The organism is Kribbella sp. NPDC051587, assembly GCF_044453945.1.
Classification (GTDB): domain Bacteria; phylum Actinomycetota; class Actinomycetes; order Propionibacteriales; family Kribbellaceae; genus Kribbella.
This window is the reverse complement of the sequence record NZ_JBITDE010000003.1, coordinates 133,400-152,902: the sequence shown is the minus strand read 5'-3', so window position 1 is coordinate 152,902 and position 19,503 is coordinate 133,400. Positions and strand designations below refer to the sequence as shown.

At 68.0% G+C, this 19,503-nt stretch carries 18 protein-coding genes; 5 read left to right on the top strand and 13 right to left on the bottom strand.

Annotated features, from left to right (window positions below; translation table 11 throughout):
• Positions 1-55 precede the first annotated feature (55 nt).
• The 6 genes from ACIA49_RS12935 to ACIA49_RS12910 are packed head-to-tail and all read right to left on the bottom strand — an operon-like array spanning position 56 to position 7,312.
• Positions 56-2,020 carry a VWA domain-containing protein gene (locus ACIA49_RS12935; RefSeq protein WP_396377325.1) on the bottom strand — a complete coding sequence of 655 codons (1,965 nt, stop codon included), beginning with the start codon at positions 2,018-2,020 and terminating at the stop codon, positions 56-58.
• A complete protein-coding gene (locus ACIA49_RS12930) occupies positions 2,020-3,417 on the bottom strand; it encodes a sigma 54-interacting transcriptional regulator (protein WP_396377324.1) in 1,398 nt (465 codons plus the stop codon). The genes ACIA49_RS12935 and ACIA49_RS12930 overlap by 1 nt, the downstream gene beginning before the upstream one ends.
• Position 3,418: 1 nt before the next feature.
• The gene (locus tag ACIA49_RS12925; protein ID WP_396377323.1) at positions 3,419-4,726 is read right to left on the bottom strand and encodes a serine hydrolase domain-containing protein; all 1,308 of its coding nucleotides are present in this window, start codon (positions 4,724-4,726) and stop codon (positions 3,419-3,421) included.
• A 10-nt stretch (positions 4,727-4,736) separates the two neighbouring features.
• The gene (locus tag ACIA49_RS12920; protein ID WP_396377322.1) at positions 4,737-5,444 is read right to left on the bottom strand and encodes a Clp protease N-terminal domain-containing protein; all 708 of its coding nucleotides are present in this window, start codon (positions 5,442-5,444) and stop codon (positions 4,737-4,739) included.
• Positions 5,445-5,493: 49 nt separating this feature from the next.
• On the bottom strand, positions 5,494-6,771 hold the full coding sequence (locus ACIA49_RS12915; RefSeq protein ID WP_396377321.1) for a serine/threonine protein kinase: 1,278 nt from the start codon (positions 6,769-6,771) through the stop codon (positions 5,494-5,496).
• 10 nt (positions 6,772-6,781) lie between these two features.
• On the bottom strand, positions 6,782-7,312 hold the full coding sequence (locus ACIA49_RS12910; RefSeq protein WP_396377320.1) for a hypothetical protein: 531 nt from the start codon (positions 7,310-7,312) through the stop codon (positions 6,782-6,784).
• A gap of 89 nt (positions 7,313-7,401) precedes the next feature.
• Here ACIA49_RS12910 and ACIA49_RS12905 point away from each other — a divergent pair, with 89 nt between their 5' ends.
• From ACIA49_RS12905 to ACIA49_RS12885, 5 genes are all read left to right on the top strand, one after another.
• Positions 7,402-7,725 carry a hypothetical protein gene (locus ACIA49_RS12905; RefSeq protein WP_396377319.1) on the top strand — a complete coding sequence of 108 codons (324 nt, stop codon included), beginning with the start codon at positions 7,402-7,404 and terminating at the stop codon, positions 7,723-7,725.
• Complete coding sequence (locus ACIA49_RS12900) at positions 7,722-8,012, top strand: hypothetical protein (RefSeq protein ID WP_396377318.1); 291 nt, start codon at positions 7,722-7,724, stop codon at positions 8,010-8,012. Before ACIA49_RS12905 ends, ACIA49_RS12900 begins: the two co-directional genes overlap by 4 nt.
• Positions 8,012-8,686: a hypothetical protein gene (locus ACIA49_RS12895; RefSeq protein WP_396377317.1), complete on the top strand. Its 675-nt coding sequence runs from the start codon at positions 8,012-8,014 to the stop codon at positions 8,684-8,686. Before ACIA49_RS12900 ends, ACIA49_RS12895 begins: the two co-directional genes overlap by 1 nt.
• 126 nt (positions 8,687-8,812) lie before the next feature.
• Entirely contained in the window at positions 8,813-9,313 is a 501-nt protein-coding gene (mug, locus tag ACIA49_RS12890; protein ID WP_396377316.1) for a G/U mismatch-specific DNA glycosylase, read from the top strand.
• 145 nt (positions 9,314-9,458) lie between these two features.
• Positions 9,459-12,782: a hypothetical protein gene (locus ACIA49_RS12885; RefSeq protein ID WP_396377315.1), complete on the top strand. Its 3,324-nt coding sequence runs from the start codon at positions 9,459-9,461 to the stop codon at positions 12,780-12,782.
• On the opposite strand, the gene ligD is transcribed toward ACIA49_RS12885, so the two are convergent.
• From ligD to ACIA49_RS12850, 7 genes are read right to left on the bottom strand one after another with little or no spacing between them, the layout of a single operon-like run.
• On the bottom strand, positions 12,779-13,759 hold the full coding sequence (gene ligD, locus ACIA49_RS12880) for a non-homologous end-joining DNA ligase (RefSeq protein WP_396377314.1): 981 nt from the start codon (positions 13,757-13,759) through the stop codon (positions 12,779-12,781). The two genes, ACIA49_RS12885 and ligD, sit on opposite strands and share 4 nt — an antisense overlap.
• 33 nt (positions 13,760-13,792) lie before the next feature.
• Positions 13,793-14,836, bottom strand: a complete 1,044-nt coding sequence (locus tag ACIA49_RS12875) for a hypothetical protein (RefSeq protein ID WP_396377313.1) — start codon at positions 14,834-14,836, stop codon at positions 13,793-13,795.
• Positions 14,833-15,678, bottom strand: a complete 846-nt coding sequence (locus ACIA49_RS12870) for an acetylxylan esterase (RefSeq protein ID WP_396377312.1) — start codon at positions 15,676-15,678, stop codon at positions 14,833-14,835. Before ACIA49_RS12870 ends, ACIA49_RS12875 begins: the two co-directional genes overlap by 4 nt.
• On the bottom strand, positions 15,679-16,605 hold the full coding sequence (locus ACIA49_RS12865; protein WP_396377311.1) for an acetylxylan esterase: 927 nt from the start codon (positions 16,603-16,605) through the stop codon (positions 15,679-15,681).
• Positions 16,602-17,702: an ABC transporter ATP-binding protein gene (locus ACIA49_RS12860; RefSeq protein ID WP_396377310.1), complete on the bottom strand. Its 1,101-nt coding sequence runs from the start codon at positions 17,700-17,702 to the stop codon at positions 16,602-16,604. The genes ACIA49_RS12865 and ACIA49_RS12860 overlap by 4 nt, the downstream gene beginning before the upstream one ends.
• Positions 17,703-17,706: 4 nt before the next feature.
• On the bottom strand, positions 17,707-18,600 hold the full coding sequence (locus ACIA49_RS12855) for a carbohydrate ABC transporter permease (protein WP_396377309.1): 894 nt from the start codon (positions 18,598-18,600) through the stop codon (positions 17,707-17,709).
• A complete protein-coding gene (locus tag ACIA49_RS12850; protein ID WP_396377308.1) occupies positions 18,597-19,502 on the bottom strand; it encodes a carbohydrate ABC transporter permease in 906 nt (301 codons plus the stop codon). The genes ACIA49_RS12855 and ACIA49_RS12850 overlap by 4 nt, the downstream gene beginning before the upstream one ends.
• Position 19,503 lies beyond the last annotated feature (1 nt).

Below are 19,503 nucleotides of genomic sequence, written 5' to 3'. Positions count from 1 at the left end.
CGAATGCCCCATGGCTGCGCCCGCCTGGGGAGGCGGGCGCAGTTGGTGGTGAGGGCTAGAGCTTGCGGCGGGTTCGGAGGTAGTCGCCGACTACGGCGGCGCCTAGGCCGTCGGTGTCGGGGGCCAGGACTCGGCCGCCGCTGCGGCGGGCCAGTAGGTCGACGAAGGCGTTGAGGCGCGGGTCGTCGCCGAGGCGGAAGATGCTGACGGTGGCGCCGAGCTTGGCCAGCCGGTCGACCTCGAAGATCGTCTTGCGGAGGGTGGCCGGTTCGGGCGGGTAGGAGAACTCCGCCGTGCCGTCTGGTTCCAGGTGAGCGGTCGGTTCGCCGTCGGTGACCATCAGGACGACCGGTTGGGCGTCGGGATGCCGGCGGAGATGCCGACCGGCCAGCAGCAGCGCGTGGTGGGCGTTGGTGCCTTGCTCCCACGTGCCTTCGAGGCCGATCAACTGCGGCAACTCGACCACCCCGGCGTACCGGCCGAACGTGATCAGCTGCAGCGCGTCATTGCGGTACCGCGTCGAGATCAGCTGGTGCAACGCGAGTGCCGTCCGCTTCATCGGCAGCCAGCGATTCTCCTGCACCATCGACCACGAGGTGTCGACCAGCAACGCAACAGCAGCACGCGCCCGGTGTTCGGTCTCGGCGATCTCCACATCCGCCACGTCCAGCCGCACCGAACCACGCCTAGAGCTACCAGCAGTCCGCAGTACGGCGTTCCGCACCGTCCGCGACACGTCCCACGACTGGGTGTCGCCGAACTGCCACGGTCGCGTCGACCCACTCAACTCACCAGCGGCACCCGCATTCGCCGCGTCCCGCTCACCGTTTCCACGCGCCGAACGCAGTACGTCGGCCAACGCCGTCTGACCCAACTGCCGCAGCGCCTTCGGCGACAACTGCAGCGAACCATCCGGCGCCCGCTCCAACAGCCCCTGGTCTCGAAGCTGCCGTTCGAGCTCACTCAACCGTCGAGCATCAACCGTCGCCTCATCACCCAGCTGCCGGGTTAAGGCATCCAGATCGATGTCCTCCAGCCGAGCTCCCGGATAGGACTGGGACAACTGCTCGGCCAGCGCATCCAGCTCGGCCAGATCCGACATCGCCCGCGCACCCTCGGCGAGACCGAGCGGATCATCACCACTCATCTGCGCCGACCCGGACCAGTCCTCACCCGGCCGCAACGACTGCAGCTGGGAGTCCAGCTGCGCCAACTGCTGAGCCAGCTGCGGACTCCCGAACGCCTGCTGCGACAACTCGGCCAACTCGGCCCGCTGCTCAGGCGTCATCGAATTCATCATCCGCTGCGCCGCGGCCGCCCGGGCAGCCAGTACGTCGATCAGCTCCTCGACCGTGCGCGGATTCTCCGGAAAGAACTCCCCGTGCTTGGCCATGAACTGGTCGAACAACTGAGGCACCTCGGGCCGGCCTTGCGCGTGCGCGGCCAGCAGCGCGTTCAGATCGCCGAGCATCTCGTTGATCCGCTCGACGTCCTCCGGCGTCGTCTGCTGCAAGGCATCCTTCAGGCCCTCGAACCGCGACCCGAGCAACTCCCGCCCGAGCAGTTCGCGGATCTCTTCGTACTTCGCGCGCCCCTCCGACGACTGCCAGTCGTACGACGCCAGCTCCCGTACGGCGGCCGCCGTACCCGAAGGAAGTGCGTCCAACTGTGCTTCGCGGAACCGCGCATCGTCGGAAGGGTTGGGGAACAGGTCGCGCCGCTCGGCCTCCAACGCCTCATCCAGCAGCCGCTGCACGTCACGCAAGGTGCCGTCCAGGTTGTGCCGTCGCTGGATCTCCCGCCGGCGCTCCCACAACCGGCGGGTCAGATCATCCAGGCCCTGCGTCCGCTGCGTGCCGCGCCGGAGCAACTCCTCCAGCGCGGACCGCGGCGAGGACCCGTTCATCACGTCGCGGCCGATCTCGTCGAGCGCGTCACGCAAGTCCACCGGCGCCGCCAGTGGATCCGGCCCGTCGTGCCACGGCCCGTAGGACCAGCCTTCCGGGATCGAAGCGGTCATCAGACTCCGTAGATGGTGGTGTCGTCGTCGGCGTCCTTGGCCACTCGCTTGGACAGGTAGAGCGCCTCCAGCGCGAGCTCGACCGCAGCCGCGATCCGGCCTGGCGACTCGTCGGCGTGTACTCCGGCCCGGGCCGCGACATCGTGCAGCACCGGAAGCTCCGGCAGCGCGGCCAGGACGTCCTTGCCGGGCACTCGCTCACCCGTGGTGACAAGGTTGCCGTTGGCAACAGCATCGGCCAGTGGAGCCAGGTCGAGACCGGCGAACCGCTCCCGGGCCGTGTCGGCGACCGAGCGGCGCATCAGGTATTCGAGCAGCTCGATCTCGCGCCCCTCCTCACCCGGCTCGAACTCCAGCTTGCCCCGCAGTACGGCGGGAACCGCGTCGAGGTCGACCGGACGGGCAACCGCCGGATCCTCACCGGTGATCGCACTCCGCCGCAGCGCCGCCGCGGCGATCGTCTCCGCCGCCGCCACCGCGAACCGGGCCGAAACCCCCGACCGCTGGTCGATGGCCGGCGACTCGCGCAGGTGCCGGACGAACCGCGCCAGCACCTCGAGCAGCGGCTCCCCGACCTCTGCCGTGAGCTCGGCCTCCTGCCGGATCACGTCGACCTCGGCCTCGATGTCGAGCGGGTAGTGCGTCCGCACCTCCGCGCCGAACCGGTCCTTCAGCGGCGTGATGATCCGGCCCCGGTTGGTGTAGTCCTCCGGGTTGGCCGTTGCCACCAGCAACACGTCCAGCGGCAGCCGCAGCGTGTACCCACGGACCTGGATGTCGCGCTCCTCCATCACGTTCAGCAACGCGACCTGGATGCGCTCGACCAGGTCCGGCAACTCGTTGATCGCCACGATCCCGCGGTGCGCCCGCGGTACCAGGCCGAAGTGAATGGTCTCCGGGTCACCGAGACTGCGGCCCTCGGCAACCTTCACCGGGTCCACGTCACCGATCAGGTCGCCCACCGACGTGTCGGGGGTCGCCAGCTTCTCGGCGTACCGGAGGCTGCGGTGCAGCCACGCGACCGGCAGCTCGTCACCGAGCTCGGCCGCGCGCCGGATCGAGGCAGGCGTGATCGGCTCGAGCGGATGCTCGGGCAGCTCGGCCCCCTCGATCACCGGGGTCCACTCGTCCAGCAGTCCCACCATGGTGCGCAGCAGCCGGGTCTTGCCCTGGCCGCGCTCACCCAGCAGTACGACGTCGTGCCCCGCGATCAGGGCACGCTCCAATTGCGGAATCACCGTCCGGGTGAATCCGACGATGCCGGGCCAGGGATCACGTCCCGCCCGGAGCTCTTTCAGCAGGTTGTCACGAAGCTCGGTCTTGACTGACCGAGGCAGATAGCCGGCGGCCCGAAGGTCACCAGCCGTACGAGGAAGTTCAGCAGGTGCACTGGTCACGTCACGACGTTAGCTCGCCCATCCCAAAAGTCGAGCCCACAAGTCGAGGAGTAATCCGGCCCGAGGTCAGAACGTGAGACTCGGTGAACGTCATCGGCACCCACGGATGGTCCGGCGAGTCCCGGACCACGAAATGGTTGCCGTCGGCAGGCTCGGTCGGTCGCAGTTCGTACTCGAGCACCGGCTGTTCGGCGAACGCGAGCCGGTCACCGGTCGCCTGATACTGCACCCACAGCCCGTCGGCACGTCGTACGACGTCCAGCCGGACCGAGGCTCGTTCGTACCGGCCGAGGTGCCGGTCGTCGACCGGTACGTCGATCGGTTGCGGCGCAGCGGGATGGGCAGCGCCGGTGTAGTGCGTGAAGACCTCGGTGGCGAGTGGCTCGAAGAGTGCGTTGCCGTTGCCGGAGTTGGTCAGCAGGCACATGATGACGCCGGCCTCCGGGTCGATGCGGAGGTAGGCGAGCTGCGAGATGGTCGCGCCGTCGTGGCCGAACAACTTGTGGCCGTCCCAGTCGTACAGGCGCCAGGTCAGACCGACGTCCGCGAATCCGCCGGAGTCCCCCGTACTGATGCCCTGCGGTTCCCGCATCAACTCGTACCGGCTCAGGTGCTCGCGGGCAAAGGTGATCAGGTCGGCGGCGCTGGCGGCGATCAGGCCGGCCGGGCCGAGGCTGCGCGGGAGCTGCCAGGTCTTGACCGGCGCACCGGTCGTGTCGAGGTGACCGACGGCCGCGCGGTGCAGGATCGCCTCTTCGGGGAGCGTGACGGTCTTGGTCAGCTCGAGCGGTTCGATCAGCCGGGCGCGCAGTGACTCGTCCCAGCTGCGGTCGTCGAGGACCTCGATGATGCGGCCGAGTACGACGAAACCGGCGTTGCAGTAGGAGTACGCCGTACCGGGCTCGAAGAGGAGTTCCACCTCGGCGAGGAGGGCGACGTACCGCTCGACGCAGTCGTCCCCGCGACCGGTGTCGGTGAAGACGTCGCCGTCGATCCCGCTCGCGTGCGTGAGCAGGTGACGGACGGTGATCCGCCGGTCGATCGGTGCCTCTGGCAACAACTCGACGACGGCGTCGTCGAGGTCCAGCCGGCCCTCGTCGGCCAGCTGGACGATCATCGTCGCGGTCCACGCCTTGCTGATCGACCCGAGGTGGAACAGTGAGTCGGCGGTGGCCTCGACCCCGGTCGCCGCGTTCAGAACGCCGTACGGCGTGATCGTCACCTCGCCGTCGTGCCAGATCCCGAGCACCGCGCCCGGCACCTGGGCCGAAGCCGCCAACTCACTCAATCGCGCAGACCAGTCAGGCATGCGGCCCAACTTACTTCGAGTACTGGTCCAGCAAAGTCCGAACGTCCTGCCAGGCGGTCTGCTCCTCGAGGCCGTGCCCGAGCAGCACCTTGGCCGCGACCGTGCCGGCATCGCGATAGAAGGCAAGCAGCAGGTGTTCGGTACCGACGTAGTTGTGGCCGAGGGTCAGCGCCTCCGCGACAGCGCCGTGAAGAACATGGGCAGCCCGGCGCGTGTACGGCGGCTCCTCCGGCGCGGCCTCGTCGGTCGGCTCGGCGGCCAGGCTCAGCTCGTCGACCGCCGCGCGCACGGTCTCCTCGGTGATGCCGTGTCCGACGAGAACCTTGGTCGCGATCGACTCCGGCTCGGCGAAGAGCCCGAGCAGCAGGTGCTCGGTACCGACGAAGTTGTGGTGACGCGCGCGAGCAACCTCGGTCGCCGCCTGTACGACGTGCGCCGCGCGCTGGGTGAAGCGGTCGAACTGCGGCGACGCACTCCACGAGTCCGCGAACCGCTTGTGCGCCGCCTGCTTGCTCACGCCGAGCACCGCGCTGATCTCGACCCACGACTTGCCGGCCCCGCGAGCGCGGTCCACGAAGAACCCGAGCGCCGCGTCACCGGTACTGGTCAATTCGTTGATGGTGGACGCCGCCGTACCGAGCTGAACCAGCTCGTCGTCACTACCGGCGTCGTCCTTGATGGTGTTGATGAGTTGCTGAAGGTCAGGTCCAGGAGTCATGCGTCAACCGTAGGTTGACAGCCTCGTCTCGTCAACCCTGGGTTGACGATCAGCAGTTGTGCCGCACGTAGTCCGTCAACGACCACCCGGTCCGCCCGTCCGGCAACCGCACATGCACCCACCGCTCCCCGTCCCGCTCCGCAATCGGCGTCAACCGATCCCCCCGATAAACGGTCGCCACCACCGTCTTGCTCCGCGGCGCATCCCGCACCGTCGCGTCCTGAGCACAAACCGTCAGCTGCTCAGTAGCCCCCGACCGCCCCTGCACCAACACCCCAGCGACCCCAACCCCCACCACCACAACACCAGCAGCCACCACCCCCACAACCCGCCGCCGGCTCCAGCCGGCCCTCGGGGCGGAGACTCCAAGCCCAGTCCCACTCCCGGGATCCACCTGCGCGGCGCCCCAGCCACTCCGCGCGCCGCCCACTCCGCGCCCCCAACGACCGCGCAGCCCCGGGCGCCCACCGTCTGCGCCCACATCGCCTTCCTGCGCAACCGCACGGAGGGCGGTGGCGAAGGCGGCGGCGGTGGGGTAGCGGTCGGCCGGTGATTTGGCCATTGCTCGGGCGATCACCTCGTCGTACGGCGTGGAGGTGGTCGGCGGCGGGAGCATGGCGACGGCATACGCGAGTTCGGGGAGTGTGCGACCTTCGTAGGGGCGGCGACCGGTGAGCAACCCACAGAGCGTGCCACCGAGGGCGTAGACATCCGTGGCAGGTGAGACCGGATCGCCTCGCCATTGCTCAGGCGCCATGTAGGCAACGGTTCCAGCCATCGACCCGAGCGACGGGCCGGACGGCGTACCGCTGTGCAACCAGGCATCCCCACTGAGATCCAGCCCAGTGGTCGACTCCAGACTCGCCAACTGCCGCGCGACCCCGAAGTCGGCAACCATCGGCCGACCCTCATCCAGGATGATGTTCGCCGGCTTCAGGTCGCGATGGATGACCCCAGCCCGATGAACAGCGTCGACCGCGTCGGCCACGTCGGCCAGGAGTTCGACCGCTCGCTCAACCGTTAACGGACCCTCAGAGTCCAGTAATTGCTGGAGATCCGGCCCACTCAGCCGGTCCATCACCAGCCACGCCTGGTCGCGCTCACCGCCCACCTCGCACACCCGGACAACGCCCGGATGCACAACCGAAGCAGCCAGCCGGGCCTCACGGCGCAGCCGGTCTCGGTACTGCGGGTCGACCAGCTCCGGATGCACGACTTTGACCGCGACAGACCCCCCATCGGCCAGCCGCACCCCCGCGTACACCACCCCTGTCGCACCCGCACCCAGTGGCTCCGCCAGGCGGTAGCCAGGTACTTCGACGATCACGGCACGCACACTAACCCGCACTGTCTGCTTCCGGAAGGGATTCTGCTGCCAGGTCCACGAGAGGCTCCAGCTGTGCCACCTCGGCGAGAACTTTGCGACGGAAACGGTGCAGATTGCCCGGATCATCACCAGTTGTGCGCAGTGGCGACATCAGTTGCCGGACGGCGCGGCCGAGCGAATCGTCGGCCGCATCCTCGACAACCGGGAGCAGCTCACGCGCCTCGGCCAGCGACTGGCTGAGCAGCTTGAGCCGGATCGGCTCCTCCAGCAACAACGCGGCGACCCGCAACATCCGCCGGCCCGCCTTCAGCGCGAGTTCGGGGCTGATCGGCTCGGCCGGCGAATCCCGTTGGGACCGGACCACATCGATCCAGGGCTCGATCGTCGTACCGCGCCAGATCGGCCCGGACGACAGCTCGCCGTCAGGTTCGGGGATGCCGTGACTGCGGCGGCGGCGCCAGGCCGTGACCAGCTGGCGGTTCAGGCCGAGCGCGTCCGCGATCTCGGCGATGCCGTAGAAAGCCTTGCGCTCCGCTCCCATCGGCTCACTGTATCCACTGATGACAGGTATTGCCATCTTGGATGACACGTTTTACCGTCATCTCAGATAACAACCTTCTGGAGGTTCTGATGACAAGGAAGCCCGCCCCCTTCCTCTTGACCGCAGCGGCGGTGAGCACCGCCGTACTGCTCGTCGGTACCCAGGCCGCGGCCGCCGTCGAGGTCCCCGAGCACGCGGTGATCATTTGCCAGGACGCGACGATGTACGAGAACTACGACTTCTCGATCCCGGGTCCGGTGCACGCCCTGCGCACCCTGGAGTACGGCAACAAGGTCGGCCACACGCGTGGCAAGCACCCGGTCTACAACGGCTGGGCCTCGATCCAGGACTTCGGCCCGAACGATTGGGGTTTCGTCCGCTATGAGTGCCTCGGCGGATGGGGCAGCTGGTGAGCGCGCGGCAGATGGTCCGCGGCACCGCGCTGGCCGGTGCACTGCTCGTCGCGGGTGCGGTACTGACCGCCGTACCGGCGAACGCCGCCAACGGTCACGTCGGCGTCCGCGAAACCGTCTGCGCCGTCGACCTCGAACTGCGAGTGAAGCCCGGCGGCGCCCGGATGGGCACGCTGCACAAGCCGCAGACCTTCCTGGTCAAGGAGATCAGTGGCGAGTGGGTCTTCGGCTTCGCCTACGGCGACATCAACCACGACGGCTGGGTCCAAGACGGCTGGTTCTGTTGATGAGGCGCCTTCTTGCCGCCCTCATCGTCGCCGTCCTGTGCGCGCTGGCGTCACCGGCGTACGCGGTCAATCAGTACGTCACCAAAGGGAACGTCACCAAGCCCGCGGCCTGCAACAACAGCGGGATCATGCCCGCCGGCGGTTGGCTGGCCAACAAGTCGTGCGGATACGTCATGGGGACGGCGATCGCGGGCACCCGCTTCGACGTCCACACGACGACGGCGAACAACTTCCACTTCGGCCGCTGGCGGGCCGGTGACGGCTCGAACTTCTGCGCCTTCCTGGTCCCTGGAGCCCTCGACACGTCAAGCTCCACCTCCGTCGCGGCCAGTTGCAGCGACGACACCAGCGATCGGCTGTCGCACCGCCGTTCCTTCGGCCGCGACTTCGACGCCGCACCCCACACCGGCAACGGCGCGATCATCGTCCGGATCAACCCGTCGGCCTGCACCGGCTACTACAACTACTTCGTCGACAGCAACTACAGCTCCGGCCGTCTCCACGATGCGGTGGGCTTCGCCCTCCCCACCACCGGCGGCTACCGCTACTCCACCAACGACCTCGGCGCCTCGATGATCCGCGTCGACGCCCTCGGCGAAACCATCTGGCTCTTCGTGGCCCGCTCCTGCATCGCCTCCCAGCTCCCCGCTGGTCTCAACAACGACAACGACTGAACCACCTGCCGACGGACAGGACGTATACGTCTGCTACCCGCCGCCGGGAGCCTCCGCCCCGAGCTCCCGCGACCGGATCAGACCTGTACGTCCTGTCCTTGCGCATGCTTGGGTACGGTCTCCCCCATGCAACCTCTGCCGGATGTGATCGCGCCCGGGCTGCGGGTCTTGTTCTGCGGGATCAATCCGGGCTTGATGTCGGCACAGACCGGCCATCACTTCGCCCGGCCGGGGAACCGGTTCTGGCCGGCGCTTCATCAGGGTGGGTTCACGCCCCGGCAGTTGAAGCCGGAGGAACAGCACGAGCTCCTCAATTGGCGGCTCGGGATCACCAACGTGGTCGAGCGGCCGTCGGCCAAGGCTGACGAGTTGAGCCGAGCCGAGCTGGTCGCCGGCGGCGAGCGGCTGACCGAAAAGGTGCTGGAGTATGCGCCCGAGTGGCTAGCCGTCGTCGGAGTGACGGCCTACCGGGACGCCTTCGCCGAGCGCGACGCGAAGATGGGGCTTCAGGAACGACGCATCGGGTCCACTCGGGTCTGGATCCTGCCCAACCCGAGCGGACTCAACGCGCACTACACCCTGCCGAAGCTCGCCGCCGCGTTCGCCGAGCTCGAGCACGTCAGTTGAGGGCCTTCCGCACGGTCGAGATCACCCGCTCAGCCATCTCCGGCGGCTCCGACCCCGCCGTCCGTGCCCGCGAAGCGGCGACGATGATCCTGGACGCCTCTCTCCCGCACCGAGCTCCGGCCCCGGAGTTTGGCAGGATGGCCGCATGCGTGCCCAGGATCTGCTCCGGTCGATCGACAACCTCCCGTACGGCGAGCGCCAGCGCCGAGTCGTCACCGAGTCCCGCGGCCTGAGCCCCGCTGATCGGCAGTCCCTCCTCGATGAACTCGCCACCGGCACCCCGTTCGAACGCACCCTCGGCCTGACCATCGCGCAAGCGACTCGCGACGTCGCCTACGTGACGCGGCTCCTCAACGACCCGATCCCGGCCGTCCAGTCCCGCGCCCTCGCCGCGGTCGGCAACGGCGTACCGGTCTCGGACGACGAACTCCGCATCCTGTACGACGATACTCCCGCATCCCTCCGCGGTCAGCTCCTGCAGGTGGTCCGCAAGACCGGCCGGACCCTGCTCGCCACCCGCCTGATCGACGAGCACCGCGAACGCTGGGGTGACCAGGCCGCTGCGTCCCTCCTCATCGCCACCGACGACGAGACCGTCACACGCCTCCTCCCCGAACTCGCCTACTGCCTTGGCAGCGGCGAGTGGCGTCGGTTGGGCGGAAGGCGGCCAAAGCCCGTCTACGACTATGCGCTGAGCACTCTCCCGACCGGCCCGGACCGAGACGAGTGGTGGCAAGGACCCGCCTTCGGCCTCGCCGGCATGCTCGACGAGGACCCGCAGCGGGCCACCAACCTGCTGATCCGCGCCCTCCCGGACGACCAGTTGCCGACGGCAATCACCAGTGTCCTCGGCCGGCTGATCGACATCGACCCGCTCGTCCTCGAACTGCTCCTCGAGCCCGAGCGAGCGTCTGTCCTTCAGCACGCGCTGACCCCTGCCGTCCGTCGTCGGCTCAATCGCTACCCCGACGACGACCTGATCGCCCTCGGCGAGCTGATGTGGCCGAACCCCACTGACCTTCTCAAGGACCTGCCACCAAGCCGCCGCGCCACCGTCTTCACGGGCATCACCAAGTCCGTCGACCTGAGCCAAGTCATCCTCCCTCCCTGGCTCCTCCATTTCCTCCCGCACCAGGTGCGGTCCGAGCAGGCCCGCCGGATGCTCACCCTGCGCCCCATCGCCGACGACGACCGAAGGCGCTGGGAGACCATCGCGTTCCTCCCGTACGACGAGGCCTTCGCCCTGCTCGAACCGGACATCCGTCGCCCCGAGGCCAACGACCGCGCCGAGGTGTACCGCTCGGTGCTCGCCGCGGCAGGCTACTCACGTCGGGCCGACGCCGTCGTCTCCGCGTTGTCCTGGGCAACCAGGGTTCGCAACGACCGTGATCCGGTGCGCGAGGCGGTGGTGTGGGCAGCTGGTCGGATACCGCCGTCGATCTTGACCGACCAGGCCGTCGAGCCGCTGCAGACTCTGTTGACCGCAGTCATGGAAGCCCGCGACACGTCGTACGGCACCCGCCACGAGTTCGCCAAGGTCGCCTTGACCGCGATCAAACAAGGGGCCGCGCGCAACCAAACGGCGCTGCTCGAATGGGGTCTGCAGGCCCACGCCCGGATCACCGAGAACCAAGGCGCGTTCATGCTCTACGGCGTGATCGACGGCCTCCCTCGCGGCGAGGAACTCCCGGTGTACGACGTACTGCGCAAGTACGTCGACGATGCCGTGGCCCGCAACGAGTTCCGCCTGCCGTTCGCGATCGCCCGTGCGTTCGACAAGCGCGGCTGGACGATTGACCACCTGCAGGACGCACTCGAGAAAGGCGTCTGGTCCAACCAGGAGTACACCGTCGGCGAGGCGTGTGAACTCTGGCTGTGGCGCCGCGACACCCGCGCTGAACGCGTTGAACAGATCATCAGTCGGGACGTCGGCATGGCGCAGTGGCCGCACGTGTGGGGCGCCGTCACCGAACTACGCACCGACCTCCTCGACGCAGTTCTCGCCTCGCCGCACCGCATCCATCGCTTCGACCGCAATGACCCCAGCTGGGAGGTTCCCGGTCGCGCGCTGCAGGCTTGGCTCCCCCGCCAACGCACCCGGTACGCCGAACTTGTCGCCCAAGCGGCCGCCGATCAGCGCATGCCCGAGTGGGTGCGGGTGAAAGCCGTGTCCACACTCAGTCGCATCCCCGGCGCCGGTCGCGCCGCGCTCGAACCGTTCCTCGAGCACGACAATGTCCTGCTCCAGGAAGCCGCACTGGCCGGCTTGGCCTGGACCGATTCACCGCAGGACGCCTTGCCCATCCTGCTCGCCCATGCCGGTGACGATCGCGCACGGGTGGCGATGTACACCGTCAGCCGGGCGGCTCGGTTCGTCCGGCCGAGCGTGTTGCCCGGCGTGCTGCATCCGATCCTGAGCAGTGATGGCGCGAAGGTGACCTCGCGTAAGGAGGCCGCGCGACTGCTTGGCTCACTGCGCGCGCCCGGAGCGAGCGCCGTACTGGCTGATGCTTGGGCCGGGGCGCATCGGGACGTGCGAGCCGCGATCACCGGTGCCGCGTCGCTTTACCTGCTGCACGAGCCCGCGAGCTGGGCGCTGCTCCAGGACGCGGTCCACGACAGCGACGCCACCGCGACCGTGTTGACGCAACGACCGGCGTACGGAATGGCGACGAAGTACCGGACCCGGTACGCCGAGTTGGTGGTCGCGGTCACCAACCGGCCCGAGACCGAGGTGGTGCGGAGTGCTCTGCTCGCGCTGCCGCGGTGGGCCCCGTGGAGTCCGTCGGTGGCACCCGTCTGCGCCGGCTTCATCGCCGACCTGAACTCCAAGGTCTGGAGTGCGGCGACCTTCGCACTCGTCTCCATCGTGGCCACCAATCCGGGTCTCGGTCTGGACGATCTGCAATCGGCCGTGCGGCTGCTCGTCCGCGCCGAGAACGACCCCCACCTGCCGAACGCCACGCCCGACCGTGATCACCCGGCGCGCCAACGCCTGGCCATGCTCGGCCAACGCCTCATCGGGGTGCTGCAGAACAAGCCCGCGGAATCCCGGCAGGCGCTCAAGGTGATCGCGGCCGAGCTGGACACCCCGGAGCTCCTTGACCTGCGCCTGGACCTGCTGGTCCGCGACATCGCCTGGGACCAGCTCACCGCCGAACTCCCCACCCTGATCGACGCCGTCGCCGGTCGGCCGATCGTTGCCTACAACACCGCGTTCCGGCTCGGCGCCCGGCTCGGCCAGTCCCATCCGCACTGGACCCCGGACCAGCTCGAACCAACGGCTCGCGAGCTAGTGCACTCCGACACGCTGATGGGCGGTCTGCTCGCCGCGACGATCATCGGCAACGCCGGCCGCCGTACCGGCTGGGCTCCCGTGTGGCGTGAGTTGCTGGTTGCCCTGCGCAACCACCCGGAGGCCGACGTACGGCAGGCGGCCTTGGAGACGGTGACTGCGACAGAGGACTAGCTCTCGTTCTTCTCGGCTTGCTGCTGGGCGGCGCGTTTGCGGCGCTTGCCTTCGTGCATGGCAACGACGCGGGCGATCGGGATCGCGCGGCCTTCCTCCAGTACGTCCTCGGGGAGGGACTGCGGTGCAGGGAGTTGGCTGGCCCAGCGGTCGGTGCCGGCGAGCTGGTCGACCGCGGTCTTGACGGTGAAGTCGCGGGGCGTCACCCGGTCGAGGTCGTCCCAGCCGACCGGGAACGACACCGTCGTACCGGGCCTGATCCGCGGGCTGTAGGCGGCGACCACGGTCGCGCCGCCGGCCCGCGTCGAGTCGACGAACACCTTCCCGTGCCGGTCCTCCTTGATGTACGCCGTCGTTGCCACCTCGGGGTCGATCCGCTCAGCTCGCGCGGCGATCGCTCGGGTCGCCGCGGCCGCGTCCTCGATCGACACCGCGTCGTCGATCGGGACGATCACGTGCACGCCCTTCGCCCCGCTCGTCTTCACCGCGCCGGTCAGCCCGGCATCGGCCAGCGCCTGCCGCACCAGGAAGGCCGCCTGCACCGCCTTGGCGAAGGTGTCATCACCTTCGGGCGGATCCAGATCCAGCACCAGGTGCGTGACGTGGTCAGGACGGTCGATGCGCCGCAAGGTCGGGTGGTACTCCACCGCCCGCTGATTGGCGAACCACAAGAGCGTGCGGCGGTCGTCGCACAACGCGTACGACACCTCGCGCTTCGAAGCCTCCGCCCACACCGTGGTCGTCTTCACCCACTCCGGCGTGTACTTGGGCACGTTCTTCTGCATGAACGCCGGCTGCCCCGGCCGGATCCGCATCACCGACAACGGCCGCTCCCGCAACTCGGGCAGCATCCACTCCCGCACCGCGTCCAGGTAGTCGACCAGATCCCGCTTGGTCGCCTCCGCCCCATCGAACAACGGCTGATCCAGACTGGTCAGATCAACGCCGTCCCGCGTCTCATCCACCTTGCTCGCCATCCCCCGACCTTACGTCGGCCGAGGTGTACCGAGTCAGAGAATCCTGAGGAGCGCGTCGAGGACCAACTGGTCCTCTCCGGGTTGGAGGGTTTGGGGGTTGAGGGCGATCTCGTCGTCGCGGAGGCGGAAGGTACCGACGGCGATCCGGGGGTCGCCGTCCCAGAGGGCGTCGATCACGCGTTGGCGATCGGGCAGCCGGATCACGCAGCGGCCGTGGGGTTGGCCGGCCTCGCTCGGATAGCCCCGGTACGCCGTGATGCCGGGCACGCCTCGGAGCCCGGTGAGCCAGAGGTCCACCGAGCGTTCGTAGCCGGCGATGATCGCGTCCTCGTCTTGCTCCAGGGTCCATTCGACTGCGGCCAGGAGGCCGGCGAGATCCTCCTTGCCCACCTTCATCCCGCGACCGATCTCCTGGTGCGGCGATGCATGCTGTCGGCAACGATCTACCAACCATTGTTTCCCCAGTACCAGGCCGGTCGTCTGTGGGCCGCGCAGCCCCTTTCCACCACTCACGATCACCGCATCAGCGCCGACCTCGGTGGTGAACTGCCACAGCGAGGCGACCCGCGGAATCTGCGCGGCCGCGTCCACGATCACCGGCACACCGGCCGCCCGACCGATCCGCACCACGTCCTCGATCGGGAGCGCGCCAGCCGCGTAGTGCGCGCCGGCGAACCACAGCACACACGCAGGACGCCGTACCAGCGCGGCCTCCAGCTCCGCCGCATCCGCGCCGACCTCGATCACGCGTGCGCCGGTGAGGCGGGCCGAGTAGTCGTAGCCGTTGCGTTGGGAGGCGAACATGACCACCTCGGCGTCGACCGGGAACGCCTGCGCGGGCTCACCGATGCAGGACGCGACCACGAGCGTGATCGCGGCGGCCGCTCCAGCCGTCACGCACGCGGCTTCGTTGCGGGTCAACGAGGCCAAGCGGTCGCCGACCTGCTCGTAGAGCTCGGGCAGATCGACGAAATGCGCCGCCGCCTCGACCATCGCCTGTACGACGGGCGGCGGCATCACCGAACCGCCGAGCACCGTGACCGTGGCGTTCGCGTTGATCACCGGGCGGATCTTCATCGGATGAACTTCGACATCGCCGGTACGCCGGACAACCCCGCGAGCCACGCGTCGTAGAAGTCGGCGTCGGTCCCGTCGAAATGCGTCACCGCGTACGGCTCACCGAACGGAAGCGCATCAACCAACGGCGCGTACCAGTCCGCGTCCTCGACGCCGACCAATGTCCGCGCAGTCACCGCCGGCGCGTGCCGGATCGGGTCGAAGTAGGACAGCGTCCGCCCCACGACCTCGGCCGACGACCCCGCCCGCAGGTGATCGTTCAACTCTTCCAGCGGGTAGTGGCTGGAGAACTGCCGCGCCTCCATCGCCCGGTACAGCACCAGGTCCGAAACCCGTACTGCGTGGATGGCCGGCCGCCGTGCCGCGGTCAGAATCGCCAGCTCGTTCCCGACCACCGCGACCCGGGCCGGATCAACCTCGGACAGCCCGAGCAGGAACTCGGCCGCCCGCACGCAGTCGGCCGCGATCCCGCGGTAGATGTACGTCGCCGGATCATCGATCCCCAACGTCAACAGCCCGGGATACGCCGCCTGGAAGAACTCGTCGGCCAGCCGCTGACCACGATGCATCAGGGTCAGTACGACGTACCGGCTGCGGTCGTTGGGATGCGCCATGTTGTTGACACTCCCGTACCGCGGGACCTGCAGCAGGGCCGGGAACGGCCCCTCCCCCACCGGGATGCTCAGCGAACCGAACACGCGATAAGGCCCGACGCTGGTCAACCGCACCGCGTACGTCGTCGCCTCGTCATTCGTCCGCTGCGGGACCAGGTCGAGCACCGGGCGAGCCGGGATCGCGGCCAGCTCGTCGTCGAGGGCTTGCCAATAGGCGGAGAAGTCCATTCAGATCACCGGCTTCAAGTGGTCGGCCAGGAAGTTCTCGACCACCCGCATCACTCCCGGCAACCCGGCATGATGCGCGCAGTTCGGATAGGTGTGCAGGCTCTTCGAGCAGGTCAGCACCCGATGGAGTGCGAACCCGGTCTCCGGTGGACAGACGTCATCCTCCAGCCCGAGGTAGATCATCGTGGGCGCTTTCACGGCCGGGGCAAAGTTCAGCCCGTCGTAGTACGCGACCGTTTCCCGAACGCGATCCACGTCCTTGGGATGCAGCCGCAGGTACTCGTTGATCTCCTCATACGGATACGAACGCGTGAGGGTCGGCGCCGTCATGATCCCGCACAGGTACGGCGCTCCGCAGGCGACCGCCTTGATCACGTCGGGCCGGAGTGCCGCCGTACTGATTCCGAGTCCGCCACCCTGACTCGACCCCGCCAGCCCGATCCGCTCGCCGTCGACCTCAGGTCGTTCCAGCAGAAGGTCAACCGCGCGAACGACGTCCAGGTAGAAGCCGCGATACCCATACGTGTTGTGATCCACGATGTTGTTCGTCAGCAGGCCTGGGTAGCCCGGGTTGAAGACCGCGTTCGACCGCAGCTTCCCGCGCGGCGCGACCGCGAGCGCGGCGTACCCGAGCTCGGCCCATTCCTTCGGGATCGTCGGCTCGGAGATATACCCAGGGATCGTGATCAGCCCCGGGTACGGCACCGCGCCGGCCCGCGGGACGGCGTACCAGCCGCTGACCCGCAGCCCACCGAAGCTCACGTAGGAAACGTCGTACACGACCACGCGCTCGGTGGACAGCGTCGGCATCTCGACGAGCACCGGATCCAGCGGGTACGACGCGCAGTCGGCCAGCCCGGCCGCCCAGAACTCGTCGAAGTCGGCCGGCCGTTCGACCGGAACGGGTGTGTTCTCCAGGTCTCTCAAGACGCAACCTCCTGTCTCGGCGCCTGCACGGCGGCGCCATCCGAAGCCCCGAACAAGTGCAGACGCTGCGGATTGAATCCCACGTAGACCGGCGCATCGTGGCCGAGCCGGAACGGCGTGGGAACGCGTGCCTTCAGCAACTCACCCTCGATCCGCACGGTCACCAGTACGTCGGGACCGAGCGGCTCGGACACGAAGACCCGGCCCTGGCGATACCCGGCGACCGGGGTCGGCGACAGCGACACGTCCTCGGGCCGGATCCCGAGGACGACCGCGGGATCAGCCGGCTGATCGCCGTACAGGGTGATCTCCTGGGTCAGCGCCTCGCTGCGGAACATCCGGACGCCGTCGACATCGGCCAGTGAGCCGCTGATGAAGTTCATCGGCGGTGAGCCCATGAACGACGCGACGAACCGGTTGGCCGGCCGCTCGTAGATCTCCTCCGGGGTCGCGCACTGCTGGATGATGCCGTCCCGCATCACCGCGATCCGGTCCGACATCGTCATCGCCTCGACCTGGTCGTGCGTCACGTAGATGAACGTCCGCGCGACATCCACATGCAGCCGCTTGATCTCCGCACGCATCAGCACCCGCAGTTGCGCGTCCAGGTTGGACAGCGGTTCATCCAGCAGATACGCGCCGGCATCGCGAACGATCGCCCGGCCGAGCGCCACCCGCTGCCGCTGCCCGCCGGACAGCTCGCGCGGCTTCCGTTCCAGCAGGTCCTCGATGTCGAGGGTGCGCGCGGCCTGCAGGACCTGCTCATCGATCTTTGCCTTGGGCACCCGCATCATCTTCAGCGCGAACCCGATGTTCTGCCGGACCGTCTTGTGCGGGTAGAGCGCGTAGCTCTGGAACACCATCGCGACGTCCCGCTTGTTCGCCGGCAGCCAGCTGACCGGCTTCCCGTCGAAGAACACGTTCCCACTCGTGGCGCGCTCCAGCCCGCAGATCATCCGCAGGGTGGTGGACTTCCCGCAGCCGGACGGACCGACGAGCGTCAGGAACTCCTGGTCCTCGATGGTCAGGTTCAGGTCGTCGACGACCAGCTTGCTGCCGAACGACTTGGTGATGCCTTCGAGTCGTACCTCTGCCATCGTCTCAGCCCTTCACAGATCCGGCGGCCATCCCCTGAACCAGCTTGCGCTGGAAGAGCAGGGCCAGTACGAGTGGTGGGACGACCGCCAGCACCCCGGCTGCGGCCATCACCGTGAACTGGGTGTTGAAGTCGGTGGCGAAGTTCGCCGCCACCACGGGGATCGTCTTCGCGGCCTTGGTGCTGGTCAGGAACAACGCGAACATGAACTCGTTCCACGCCGTCATGAACGCGAACACCGCCGCCGCGACCAGCCCCGGCGCCGCGACCGGCAGGAACACCGACCACATCGTCCGGAACCAGCCGCACCGATCGACCCGCGCCGCCTCCTCCAGCTCCCGCGGAACCGACCGGAAGAAGTCCTTCAGGATCCAGATCGTGATCGGCAGCGCGAACGTCGTGTACGACAGGATCAGCGCCAGATACGTGTCCAGCAACCCGAACTGCCGCATCAGCAGATAGAACGGGATGATGATCGCGATGCCCGGCACCATCCGCGTCAGCAGATACAGCACCAGCAACACCTGACTGCCCTTGAACTTCAGCCGGCTGAACGAGTACGCCGCGAACGTCGCCAGCGCCAGATTCAGGACGGCGGTCGCCGACGCCACGATCAGGCTGTTCCGCAACGAGTACGGCGTCTCCGACACCGCGCGCCCACCGACGAGTTGCTGCGCCGCATCCGGATTCACGAACCCCAGATAGTTCTCCAGCGTCGGATGCACCGGCACCCAATGCGGCGGTACGGCGATCGCGTCGGCCTCGTGCATGAAGCTCATCGCCACGATCCAGTAGAACGGCAGCACCAGATACAACCCGAACGCGATCGCCAGCACATACAACGCGATCTTCTTCCACGGAATCCGGTACCGGAGCGGAATTTGCACGACGGTGCTCATACCTCGAAATTGCCTTTCCGGTAGAGGAGGCCGATGTAGCCGACGGAGATGATCAGGGTGATCGCGGTGATGACCCAGGCGTAGGCGCTGCCGAGGCCGAAGTCGGTGAAGGTCAGCACGGTCTGGACGTCGAGCAGGGCGATCGTGGTGGTCGCGTCGCCGGGACCGCCGCCGGTGAGGACGTAGATCGTGTCGAAGGCACGGAAGGCGTTCATGGTCTCGAGGATCAACACGATGAGGAGCGGGTGCAGGAGCCAGGGGACGGTCACCTGGGTGAACCTTCGGAAGGCTCCGGCGCGGTCGACGGTTGCGGCGTCGTACAGCTCAGAAGGGATGGTGGACAGGCCCGCCAGGAGGATGATCACCGAGAAGGGCAGGGTGTTCCAGACTTGTGCCAGGGCGGTGAAGAGGAAGGCACCGGTGCCCGAGGTGAGCCAGGCCTGGTAGCTGTCGATCAGGCCCAGTTGCATCATCAGGCCGTTGAGAGCGCCGGTCTTGGCGTCGAAGATCGTGCGCCACATCAGGCCGTTCACGACGCCGGGCATTGCCCAGGGCAACAAGGCGAGGCTGAGCAGCAGGCCACGACCGCGGAAGCGTTCGTTCAGGACCAGAGCCAGGATGAGCGCCAGGATCACGGTCAGGCCCAGGACGACCAGCACGAACAACGCGGACACCTTCAGCGCCGACAGGAAGGCGTCGTCGCTGAACAGGGCCTTGTAGTTGTCCAGTCCGATGAACCGTTTCGCCCGCGGGCGCTTGAGGTTGTTGCGCTGCAGGCTGACGTAGAACGAGTAGCCGATCGGGTACGCGACCAGCAGGGCGATCACCGTGATGGCCGGGGCGTTCAGTGCCCAGGCCTTCCCGGTGTCGCCGAGCGGCCGTCGTTCGGTCAGGACACTCACG